This is a genomic window from Mycobacterium sp. E2497 (assembly GCF_001668695.1).
In the GTDB taxonomy this organism is placed as follows: Bacteria; Actinomycetota; Actinomycetes; order Mycobacteriales; family Mycobacteriaceae; genus Mycobacterium.
In genome coordinates, this window is record NZ_LZKD01000076.1 from 22,364 (window position 1) to 32,974 (window position 10,611).

The 10,611-nt window shown below is 68.4% G+C and carries 11 protein-coding genes and 1 pseudogene; 6 read left to right on the top strand and 6 right to left on the bottom strand.

Going from position 1 to position 10,611, the window contains the following annotated elements:
* Positions 1-8: 8 nt before the first annotated feature.
* Positions 9-1,643, top strand: coding sequence for an LGFP repeat-containing protein (locus A5713_RS05925; protein WP_197509183.1), 1,635 nt, complete (start codon positions 9-11; stop codon positions 1,641-1,643).
* A gap of 10 nt (positions 1,644-1,653) precedes the next feature.
* On the opposite strand, the gene A5713_RS05930 is transcribed toward A5713_RS05925, so the two are convergent.
* The 4 genes from A5713_RS05930 to A5713_RS05945 are packed head-to-tail and all read right to left on the bottom strand — an operon-like array spanning position 1,654 to position 4,833.
* Positions 1,654-2,469: a Cof-type HAD-IIB family hydrolase gene (locus A5713_RS05930; protein ID WP_067922050.1), complete on the bottom strand. Its 816-nt coding sequence runs from the start codon at positions 2,467-2,469 to the stop codon at positions 1,654-1,656.
* Between the two features lie 34 nt (positions 2,470-2,503).
* Entirely contained in the window at positions 2,504-3,289 is a 786-nt protein-coding gene (locus A5713_RS05935) for a 1-acyl-sn-glycerol-3-phosphate acyltransferase (RefSeq protein WP_068093579.1), read from the bottom strand.
* 14 nt (positions 3,290-3,303) lie between these two features.
* Positions 3,304-4,059, bottom strand: a complete 756-nt coding sequence (locus A5713_RS05940; protein WP_067922057.1) for a 1-acyl-sn-glycerol-3-phosphate acyltransferase — start codon at positions 4,057-4,059, stop codon at positions 3,304-3,306.
* Between the two features lie 6 nt (positions 4,060-4,065).
* Complete coding sequence (locus A5713_RS05945; RefSeq protein WP_067922060.1) at positions 4,066-4,833, bottom strand: 1-acyl-sn-glycerol-3-phosphate acyltransferase; 768 nt, start codon at positions 4,831-4,833, stop codon at positions 4,066-4,068.
* A gap of 61 nt (positions 4,834-4,894) precedes the next feature.
* Between A5713_RS05945 and A5713_RS05950 the strand changes: the two genes are divergently transcribed.
* The 3 genes from A5713_RS05950 (at position 4,895) to A5713_RS05960 (ending at position 7,582) form a co-directional block, all read left to right on the top strand.
* Positions 4,895-5,638, top strand: a complete 744-nt coding sequence (locus tag A5713_RS05950; RefSeq protein WP_068093581.1) for a phosphotransferase — start codon at positions 4,895-4,897, stop codon at positions 5,636-5,638.
* 61 nt (positions 5,639-5,699) lie between these two features.
* Positions 5,700-7,250 carry an MBL fold metallo-hydrolase gene (locus A5713_RS05955; RefSeq protein ID WP_067922075.1) on the top strand — a complete coding sequence of 517 codons (1,551 nt, stop codon included), beginning with the start codon at positions 5,700-5,702 and terminating at the stop codon, positions 7,248-7,250.
* Positions 7,247-7,582 carry a hypothetical protein gene (locus A5713_RS05960; RefSeq protein WP_068093586.1) on the top strand — a complete coding sequence of 112 codons (336 nt, stop codon included), beginning with the start codon at positions 7,247-7,249 and terminating at the stop codon, positions 7,580-7,582. The genes A5713_RS05955 and A5713_RS05960 overlap by 4 nt, the downstream gene beginning before the upstream one ends.
* On the opposite strand, the gene A5713_RS05965 is transcribed toward A5713_RS05960, so the two are convergent.
* Positions 7,565-8,995, bottom strand: coding sequence for a condensation domain-containing protein (locus A5713_RS05965; protein WP_067922068.1), 1,431 nt, complete (start codon positions 8,993-8,995; stop codon positions 7,565-7,567). The genes A5713_RS05960 and A5713_RS05965 overlap by 18 nt on opposite strands.
* A gap of 441 nt (positions 8,996-9,436) precedes the next feature.
* On the opposite strand from A5713_RS05965, the gene A5713_RS05970 reads away from it, so the two are divergent.
* Together A5713_RS05970 and A5713_RS29635 are read left to right on the top strand one after the other, a co-directional pair.
* Entirely contained in the window at positions 9,437-10,159 is a 723-nt protein-coding gene (locus tag A5713_RS05970) for a GAP family protein (protein ID WP_067922070.1), read from the top strand.
* Between the two features lie 41 nt (positions 10,160-10,200).
* Positions 10,201-10,446 (top strand): annotated as a pseudogene (locus A5713_RS29635) (PE-PPE domain-containing protein); the annotation flags it as partial.
* Here the strand turns inward: A5713_RS29635 and A5713_RS27345 are convergent.
* On the bottom strand, positions 10,419-10,568 hold the full coding sequence (locus A5713_RS27345; RefSeq protein ID WP_369804373.1) for a PE-PPE domain-containing protein: 150 nt from the start codon (positions 10,566-10,568) through the stop codon (positions 10,419-10,421). The pseudogene A5713_RS29635 and the gene A5713_RS27345 overlap by 28 nt on opposite strands.
* Positions 10,569-10,611 lie beyond the last annotated feature (43 nt).

Consider the following 10,611-nt stretch of genomic DNA (forward strand, 5'->3'; position numbering starts at 1 on the left):
ATCGCCTGGTGTCTCCTAGTCGCGGGCCGACGACGCTGCTCACCGCCATCGCGGCGACCGTGGTCATCGTCTCCTGGGTGGCGGACACGACGCGCGATCGCGGCACCGCCGACCCGCCGCCCGCCCACGGCACCCAGCTGGCCGAACAGCCGCTGATCGGGCTGGGCGGCGGCGTCACAGTTCGCGACATCAGCCAGGCCACCCCGTTTTCACTCGTCGCGCTCACCGGCGACCTGGCCGGCACGTCGACCCGGGTACGGGCGAAACACCCCGACGGTTCGTGGGGGCCCTGGTATCAGACCGAGTACGAGACCGCGGCGCCCGACGGGGCGACGGCGGCCGGGTCACTCGAGGGGCCCCGGGGCACCGATCCGGTGTTCGTCGGCACCACCACGACCGTCCAGATCGCGGTCACCCGGCCGATCGATGCGCCGGTGACCCAGGGGCCGCCCGCGCCCGCCACCGGCACCGGCCTCGGCTACAAGCCAGCGTCGCGGGAACAACCCTTCGGGCAGAACATCTCCGCCATCCTCATCTCCCCGCCGCAAGCGCCGCCGAAGAAGCAATGGACGCCGCCGTCGGGAGTCTTGATGCCCGGCCAGGCGCCCGCCATCATCAGCCGGGCGGAGTGGGGCGCCGACGAGTCGCTGCGATGCGGTAGTCCGCAGTACGACAACGGGATTCGCGCCGCCGTCGTGCACCACACCGCGGGCAGCAACGACTATTCGCCGTTGGAATCGGCCGGGATCGTCAAAGCCATCTACACCTATCACAGCAAGACCCTGGGCTGGTGCGACATCGCCTACAACGCACTGGTCGACAAGTACGGCCAGGTCTTCGAGGGCAGCGCCGGTGGGCTCACCAAAGCGGTCGAGGCCTTCCACACCGGCGGGTTCAACCGCAACACCTGGGGTGTGGCGATGATCGGCAATTTCGACGACGTACCGCCGACGCCGATCCAGCTGCGCACGCTGGGCCGACTGCTCGGCTGGCGGCTGGGCCTGGACGGCGTCGACCCCAAGGGCACGGTGGCATTGGAGTCGGCGGGCAGCCACTACACCACCTTCGCGGCCGGTTCGGTCGCGACGCTGCCGACGATCTTCACCCACCGCGATGTCGGCAACACCGATTGCCCGGGCAACGCCGCCTACGCGCTCATGGACGAAGTGCGCGACGTCGCTTCGCATTTCAACGACCCCCCGGAGGAACTGATCAAGGCGCTACAGGGCGGCGCGATCTATGACCATTGGCAGGCGATCGGTGCCATGAACAGCGTGCTGGGCGCGCCGACGTCGCCGGAAGACAGCGCGGAGGGGGACGCGCGGTACGTGACGTTCGCCCGGGGTGCGATGTACTGGTCGCCCGAAACCGGCGCCCAACCCGTCACCGGCGCGATCTACGACGCCTGGGCCTCGCTGAGCTACGAACGCGGCCCGCTCGGCTTGCCGACCAGCGCGGAAATTCAAGAGCCGCTGCAGATCACGCAGAACTTCCAACACGGCACGCTGAACTACGAGCGGCTCACCGGAAACGTCACGGAGGTCGCGGAGGGGATCACGACCCCGCTCACAACGCAATCACCGAGCGGACCGACCGTCGCGCCAGAACATTTCTCGCTGCCCGCGCACCCCTCCGCCACCTAGTGGCGAGACGCTAGAGCCACCAACGTTCCAGCACCCGGCCCACCCCGTCATCGTTGTTGGCGGCGGTGACCTCGTCCGCCGCGGCGAGCACCTCGGGGTGGGCATTCCCCATCGCTACCCCATGGCCGGCCCAGCGCAGCATCGGCAGATCGTTGGGCATGTCGCCGAACGCCACCACCTCCCCGCTGGTGATCTGCAGGGGCCTGGCGATTTCGTCGACACCGGTGGCCTTGCTGGTGCCCAGCGGCACGATCTCCACGAGTCCGTTGTTGGTGGAGTAGGTGATGTCGCCCTCGAGGCCGACATGCTTGGCCAGTTCGGCCGCCATGTCGGCGCTGCGGGCCCCGCTGCGGCGGATCAGCAGTTTGATCGCCGGCGCGCTGAGCAGGTCTTCGATCGACACCTCGGTGTTGTCCGGGTTCAGCCAGGCGTGCTCGTAGCCGGGCGAACTGATGAACTGGGGGGTCGCCGTGTCGTGGGCGCGCTCGCCGATGCGCTCCACGGCCAGGCCCGCGCCCGGGATGACGCGCGTCGCCAGCTCCGCCAGCTCCGCCAGGGTGTCGACCGGCAGCGTGCGCGTCGACACCACCCGGTCGGCCGAAGGGTCGTAGATGACGGCACCGTTGGCGCACACCGCGATCGGCGCGAAGCCGAGCGCGTCGACGACGGGGCGTATCCACCGGGGCGGCCGGCCGGTCGCCACGACGAACGTCGCGCCGGCGGCGACGGCCGCGCGCACGGCATCGCGGGTGCGCGGGGTGATGGTCTCGTTGTCGTCGAACAGGGTGCCGTCGACGTCGCAGGCTATGAGCGCCGGCAGGGTCATCGGGACGGCCCGCCTTCGCAGCTCGCCGGTCTGATCAATGGACGCCGCTCTGGTTCTGTCCCGGTCGGGTCACGCCGTCGGTGCCGTACTTCTGCATCCGGGCCTGCAACTCCGACAGGCGGATCGCCCGCGAATCCTCCTGGGTGGGCGCGGCGCCGCCGAGCCGTCGCGGCACCCAGAACTCTCCTTCGGGATGCGGGTACTCCTCCTGCACCCGGTACAGCAACTCGTTCATCGCCCCGCGCAGCACCGCGTTGAGCTGCTCGGGCGTGCCCTGCGGCGGCAGCGGCCGCCCCGCGGCGACGGTGATCGGAACCTTGTTGCGCCACACCTTCTTCGGATGATCCTTGGGCCAGATCCGATGGGCACCCCAGACGACGATCGGAACGATCGGCACCTGCGCGTCCAGCGCCATCCGGGCCGCGCCGGTCTTGAACTCGCGAAGCTCGAAGCTACGGCTGATCGTGGCTTCGGGGTGCATCCCGATGAGCTCGCCCTCCCGCAGGCGCTGTACGGCCACCTCGAGCGCGTCGTGCCCGCTCCTGCGGTCCACCGGGATCAGCCGAGCGTGGTTGATCACGTAGTTGACCGCCTTCACCTCTGCCATCTCCGCCTTGATCATGAAGTAGGCGCGCCGGCGCCGTTCCCGCACGGCGAGGAGCGTCGGCAGCCAGTCGAGGTAGCTGGTGTGGTTCTGGGCCAACAGCGCGCCGCCGCGGTCGGGGATGTTCTCCAGGCCTCGATAGGTGAACGTCGTCCCCTGCGCCGCGACCATCGGCGGAACGATCCACTCGCACAACCGGTAAAACCCCTCGGGCATGTCTTCTCCTTCGCCTACCGCGACGGCCGTCCACTGCGACCGGCGGCCCGTGCCGCGGCCTCGTCTGCCTCCATCCGGGCGGCCTCCGCGATGGTCGGTGCTCCTCCGCCCAGCCGGCGCGGCGTCCAATACGCCCCGGGTTCGTGCGGGTAGCCCCGTTGCACCTGGTGCAGCAGCGTGGTCATCGATTCGCGCAGCGCGGCGTCGGTCCGCGCGATGTCTTCGGCCGCCCGCACCGGCGCGCCCACCTGCACACTAATCGGTACCTTGGCGCGGCCCACGTTGCGCGGGTGGTCCTTGGTCCAGATCCGGTGCGCACCCCAGACGATCAGCGGAACGATCGGGACGTCCGCTTCGATCGCCATTCGGGCGGCGCCCGACTTGAATTCCTTGAGCTCGAAGCTGCGGCTGATGGTGGCCTCCGGGTACACCCCGACCAGCTCGCCCTCGCGCAGCCGCCGCACGGCCACCGCGTACGCGCCGGCCCCCGCTCCCCGGTCCACCGGAATGGTCCGGGTGTGCTTGATCAGGAAGTTGACGATCTTCACCTGCTGCATCTCGGCCTTGATCATGAACCTGAGCCGGCGACCCCGGCGATGGACGGCCAGCGCGGCGGGCAGGAAGTCGACATAGCTGGTGTGGTTGATCGCGATCACGGCGCCACCGGTGCCGGGGATGTGTTCCTCGCCTCCGTACGAGATCTGGGTGTCGGTGGCGACGACCACCAGCCGAGCCAGGATCTCGAGCGTGCGGAAGACGGGCTCCACCATCGATTGCTACTCCGGCGCTCCCGCGGGTCGAGCGCGGCGAGCCGCGCGAGCGGCCGCCTCCTCGGCGTCCATCCGGGCGGCTTCGGCCAGCGACGGGGCGCTGCCGCCCAGCCGGCGCGGCACCCAGAACTCCCCGGCCGGATGCGGCCCGTACATTTCCTGGGCCCGCTCCAGCAGGTGTTGCATCCGCGAGTGCAACAGCCCCTTCAATTCCTCGACGCCCAGCGTCGGTGCGATCGGCTCACCGACGAGCACGATGATCGGCACCTTCGGGCGCAGCAACTTCTTGGGGTGGCCCTTGGTCCAGATGCGCTGCGCGCCCCAAACGATCACCGGAACGATCGGCACCCCCGCCTCGACCGCCATCCTGGCGGCCCCCGACTTGAATTCCTTGATCTCGAAGCTGCGGCTGATGGTGGCTTCCGGATAGACGCCGACCAGCTCGCCGTCCTTGAGATTCCTCACCGCCTCCTCGTAGGAGGCGGCGCCGTCCTGCCGGTTCACGGAGATGTGCCGCAGGCTGCGCATGATCGGCCCGGTGATCTTGTGGTCGAACACTTCCTGCTTGGCCATGAACCGCACCTTGCGGCCCAGACCCTGCCGGTAGGCGGGCAGGCCCGCGAACGTGAAGTCGAGGTAGCCGGTGTGGTTGATGGCGATGACCGCCCCACCGCTCTTGGGCAGGTTTTCGACGCCCGCGACGGTGATCTTGAGACCCTGTAATCGCCAAGTCAAGCGGGCAAGTTGAATGACAGTCCCGTATACCGGTTCCACAGCTGATCAGCCTAGTGCTCCCGGCTGTGAGTCACCCGACATGCCGAAAAGAGGCGGTCCCTTGACCTTCCCGGCGTCACCCGTTCCGCCACCCGCGATCGTCCGCCAGTTTGCCGCCGGCCGAGCGGTGCGCGCCGTCTGGGTCAACGAAATCGGCGGTGTGACTTTCCGGATCGGCACTGACGACGCCGAAGCCGAGTTCGTCAAGGTCGCCGACGCCCGCGCCGCCGACTTTGCCGGCGAAGCGGCCCGCCTGCGCTGGGCGGGCAAGTACGTGACGGTGCCGCCGGTGCTGGGCTCCGGCGTCGACGGGCGCAGCGCCTGGCTGCGCACCCGGGGACTAGCCGGCGTATCGGCCGTGCATCCCCGCCTTCGCGCCACACCCGAACTCGCGGTGCGGGCGATCGGCGTCGGCCTGCGCACGTTGCACGACCGGCTGCCGGTGTCGTCCTGCCCCTTCGACTGGTCCGTGGCCACCCGGCTGGCCACGTTGCCACCCGCCGCGGCTTCGGGCTTGGGCGGCCAACCGCCCATCGACCGACTGGTGGTCTGCCACGGCGACGCGTGCGCACCCAACATCCTGATCGACGAGCGCGGCCGCTACTGCGGACACGTCGACCTCGGCGACCTCGGTGTGGCCGACCGGTGGGCCGACCTCGCGGTCGCGACCCTGTCACTGGGCTGGAATTTCCCAGGCCGGGCCTGGGACACGGAATTCTTCGCCGCCTACGGAGTCGAGCCGGATCCGGAACGCATCGACTTCTACCGACGGCTGTGGCAGGCCGGCGATGCCACCTCGCGCTAAGCTCGGGGGCTGGAAAACCGTTACCCGGCCATGGGGCCGCTACGGACCCAGGAAGGTTTTTGTGCAGGTCACCAGCGTAGGTCACGCCGGATTTCTGATCGAGACCCCCGCGGGCCGCATCCTCTGCGACCCCTGGGTCAATCCCGCGTACTTCGCGTCGTGGTTCCCGTTTCCCGACAACAGCGGGCTGGACTGGGACAGGCTCGGCGACTGCGACTATCTCTATGTCTCGCACCTGCACAAGGATCACTTCGACCCCAAGAACCTGGCCGAGCACGTCAACAAGGACGCGGTGGTGCTGCTGCCCGACTTCCCGGTCCCCGACCTGCGAAACGCGCTGCAAGAGCTGGGTTTCCACCGGTTCTTCGAGACCACCACCTCGGTCAAGCACCGGATCAGCGGCCCGAAGGGCGACCTCGACGTCATGATCATCGCCCTGCGGGCGCCGGCCGACGGTCCGCTCGGTGATTCCGCTCTGGTGGTTTCCGACGGCGAGACAACGGCTTTCAACATGAACGACGCCCGGCCGGTCGACCTGGACGTGCTGGAGTCGGCGTTCGGTCGCATCGACGTGCACATGCTGCAGTACTCCGGCGCGATCTGGTACCCGATGGTCTACGACATGCCGGCCCGCGCCAAGGAGTCGTTCGGTGTCCAGAAGCGGCAGCGGCAGATGGACCGGGCCCGCCAGTACATCGCCCAGGTGGGCGCGACGTGGGTCATCCCGTCGGCGGGGCCGCCCTGCTTCCTGGACCCCGAGCTGCGTCATCTCAACGACGACCACGACGATGCGGCCAACATCTTTCCGGACCAGATGGTGTTCCTCGACCAGATGCGCGGCCACGGGCACGACGGTGGCCTGCTGATGATCCCCGGCTCCACCGCGGACTTCGCCGGCACCGCCTTGAACTCGCTGCGCCACCCGCTGCCCGATGACCAGGTCGAGGCGATCTTCACCACCGGGAAACAGGGCTACATCGCCGACTACGCCGAGCGGATGGCGCCCGTCGTCGCCGCGGAGCGGGCGAGCTGGGCCCCCGCCGCCGGAGAGCCGCTGCTCGAGCAGCTGCGCGCGCTGTTCGAGCCGATCATGTCGCAGAGTGACGAGATCTGCGACGGGATCGGCTATCCCGTCGAACTCGTGATCGGGCCGGAGACCGTCGTCCTCGACTTCCCGAAACGTGCGGTGCGCGAACCCGTTCCCGACGAGAAGTTCCGCTACGGGTTCGCCATCGCGCCGGAGCTGGTCCGCACCGTGCTGCGCGACCGGGAACCGGACTGGGTCAACACCATCTTCTTGTCCACCCGGTTCCGGGCGTGGCGCGTCGGCGGCTACAACGAGTACCTGTACACGTTCTTCAAGTGCCTGACCGACGAACGGATCGCCTACGCCGACGGTTGGTTCGCCGAGACGCACGACGATTCGTCGTCGGTCACGCTGGACGGCTGGGAAATCCAGCGGCGCTGCCCACATCTGAAGGCCGACCTGTCGAAATTCGGTGTGGTCGAGGGCAACACGTTGACCTGCAACCTGCATGGCTGGCAGTGGCGATTGGACGACGGGCACTGCCTGACCGCGCGGGGCCACCAGCTGCGAAGTTCACGGGCATGAGCGGCCAGTCCTACGACGACGGCCTGGTCCAGCTGGACCGTGCAGCGATCACGTTGCGCCGCTACCACTTTCCTTCGGGAACCTCGAAAGTCATTGCGCTGGAAACCGTCCGGGGATACAAGGCCGAGTGGCTGGGATTGTTCACCCAACGGTTCCGGATCTGGGGCAGCTCCGACTTCCGTCGCTGGCTGCCACTGGACGTCGGCAGACCGTTCAAATCGACGTTGATCACCTTGGACGTGCCGGGGATTCGGCCCCGGCCCGCCTTCACGCCGGCACGGCCGGAAGAGTTCACCGCACTCCTGGACGAGTTGCTAAGTCAGCGCGGATAGCGGCGCGCGTGTGTGCGCAAAGGGCTGGCTGCGCCCGCCGTCGGCGACCCGGACGTAAGCCGACCTCATCGCGTCGATGTAGCGGCCCACCGATTCGCGGGCGGCCGGGTTGTCGGGGAACAGCACCGTCACCTTGGTCTCGTGCTGGAGGCGAATCACCCACAGGGAGACCTGGTGAGAGACCCTGCCCTCGTCGTAGATCCGAAAGTTCAAGTCCGAGTTGGCAACTGACGACAGCGGGGCGATGCTTGCGTCCAGGAACGACATCACGAAGTTGCCGGGCCGTGGCCTGCCCAGCCCGGCCTCCGGGGGGGCCAGCTCCAGCACCCGGTCGAACGGCACGATCGCCAATTCGATGCCCGAGTCGAAGGACGTCTGCGCGGAGCGCGCCGCGTCCTCGAACAGGCCCGCACCGACGCCGACGGTGACCGGAACCAAGCCGGTGAACCAGCCCGTCGTCATCAATTCCGTCGGCGTCCTGCGGGTGTCGGTGGTGGTCACCACGGAAAACGAATCAGCGCCGGTCAAGTGACGGTGCGTGAGGCCGGCGCAACCGAACACCCCGCCGCTGAACCGAGCGCCCGCGGCGACGCAGGCCCGCTCGAACCGCTCCGTCTGCCGCTCGTCCAGCAGCGTCTCGGTGACGAGCTTTCCGGCGTAGGGCACCGCGAGGTCGCCGAGGGGCAGCGGGAAGTACGGCAGCGTGCCACCGTTGCCGGCGGCGAAATCCATCCACGCGCGCACCTCGGGGGAGTCGGCCGTCAACGCGTCCATCTCCTCCCGCTGCCGTACGCAGTAATCTCCGTACCGGCCGGCCTCCGGGAGGTCGACCGGTGCGTCGCCGCCGACCAGGGCCGCGTACATCAGGTGGATCTCCGTGAAGAGGACGCCGACGATCATCGGGTCGACGCACAGGTGGGCGATGCTCGCGTAGAAGGTGAAGTGATCGTCGCCCTGCACCACCCCGAAGAAGAAGCAGTCCCACTGCAGCGGTTGCGGGGTGGAGATGTGCTCGCGCAACTCCTCCGGCGTCAGTCGCCCGTGCTCCATCGGGACCAGTTCGATGTCTGCCGGGTCGGCGATCGTGTGCCGCACGATATGGCGCGCATCGCGGTACTCGAACCAGCTGTGGTACGTGTCGTGTCGACGGATGTGCGCGTTGACCGCGTAATTCATCGCGCGGATGTCACAGCGGCCCGGGACGTCCCAGGTGAAGATCATCAAGCGCGACATGTCCAGGCCCCGGGCGGCGTGATCGCGGTAGCGCCGAAGATGTTGCGTTTGCTGATAGCTGGGTGGCACCGGGCTGACCGGCGCTTCTGCGGCTTTCGCCTTCGCTGCGGGGGAAGCATGCCAGCAGACGACGGGGCTTGCTTGCGGTGTCCAGTCCCGGAGTGTCGTTATGCCAAACACTGAAAACCCTGCACCTCCGCGCTATTCGGCTCGGCATAGCCCAAGCTGAGCGGCCCACCAAGCGATGCTTCCGGCAACCTACCGTCCGCGCCGATGCCACGGAGCCGAGCTGCCGGCGCGCCCGCTGCTGGCCGCGGCTGAACGTGGTCACGCTCCTCCACGAAACCCTTTGGTGGACACCAAATAACGGCGGGCACCGAACCGGCAGGTCCGGCCGCCCCCAGGATTTCTCCAGCCGCAGGTTCAGCTGCGGGAAACTTCAGCATAACCGCTCTGGCTGGGAGCCGCGCTGTGAAACCCCGTGGGGCGTTACGCCTGAATTACGCCCGACTGAACACAAGGTACCGAGATTTGCCGTCCCCGCGGGAGTTCAGCGGCTGACGGTGTCGGCCGGGCGGGTTTCCGGACGGGCCCGGGCCGCGTCCGGTACGGTTGCCCAGCATGTGGATCACCGTGCTGGTGTTGGCCGGCTCGGTGATCTTCGAACCGATACGGCTCGGCTTGGTGATCCTGCTGCTCAGCAGGCGGCGCCCGCTCTTGCAGCTGCTGGTGTTCTTGTGCGGGGGATTCGCCCTGGGGGTCGGCGCTGGTCTCGTGGTGCTCTTCGTCCTGCGGGCCGCGCCGGTCGTGGGCCACCTGAGCGTCGCGGAGGTCCAGATCGCTTCCGGGGTGGTCGCTTTGCTGATCGCGCTGGTGTTGTTCACGAGTTGGTCACTGCGCAGGGTCGCCCGCCCCGTCGACGCGGCGGCCGGCGGTGGCGGAGGAGTTGTCCTGCTGGATCGGGCGGCGCCGAACGCCCGGCAGCGGCTGGCCGACCGCGCACGCGTGTTCTTGCGCGGCGACTCCCTCACCGTGGCGGCGGTCAGCGGGATGGGCGCGTCGCTGCCGTCGGCGAACTACATGGGCTCGATGGCGGCCATCCTGGCCTCGCATGCCGCCCCGGTCGCCCAGGTTCAGGCCCTGCTGGCCTTCAACCTGGTGGCATTCACCGTGGCCGAGATCCCCCTGATCGGTTACCTGGCCGCGCCGCAGAAGACGCGGGCCGCCATGGCCGCGCTGCAAACCTGGCTGCGATCCCGCGGCCACCGCGACGTCGCCGTCCTGGTCGCGGCAGGCGGCTGCTTCATGCTCGTCCTCGGACTGACCGGCGCCGGCGCGGGGTAGCATCCCTGCTATAGGTCGACCGAAAGGCCCGAGGAGAGTTCGTGAACAAACTGCTCGCCGGGGCCGTTGCCGTGGGAATGCTGACGTGCACAACGGTTTTCGATGACGGCGTCGCCGGCGCCGACACCGCGCTGATAGTGCCCGGAACGGAGCCCTCCCCGTATGGCCCGCTCAGGTCGCTGTATCACTTCAACCCGGCGATGCAGCCGCAGATCGACGAGAACTATTACAGTCCCGCCGCCGTCCGGCGCGTCGTGCCCTATCCCGGCAGCTTCTGGCCGGTCACCGAGATGGGACCTTCGGTGTTGCGGATCGCGGCGTCGAGGTTGTTCGCCCCGGTGTTCACGGAGCTGTTGACGGTCGGCGAATTCAGCCCGGTGACCGGCCAGAAGCTGCCGGGATAGGGCACGACGCGCCGGACGGCGGCGGGACTGTAATAGTTCTCGTCGATC

Coding starts and splice junctions, on each gene's coding strand:
- A5713_RS05940 (WP_067922057.1), bottom strand. CDS start 4,059: ATGGTGGAGCCCGTCTTCCGCACGCTCGAGATCCTGGCTCGGCTGGTG.
- A5713_RS05960 (WP_068093586.1), top strand. CDS start 7,247: ATGAGCGGCCAGTCCTACGACGACGGCCTGGTCCAGCTGGACCGTGCA.
- A5713_RS05935 (WP_068093579.1), bottom strand. CDS start 3,289: ATGCCCGAGGGGTTTTACCGGTTGTGCGAGTGGATCGTTCCGCCGATG.
- A5713_RS05970 (WP_067922070.1), top strand. CDS start 9,437: ATGTGGATCACCGTGCTGGTGTTGGCCGGCTCGGTGATCTTCGAACCG.
- A5713_RS05930 (WP_067922050.1), bottom strand. CDS start 2,469: ATGACCCTGCCGGCGCTCATAGCCTGCGACGTCGACGGCACCCTGTTC.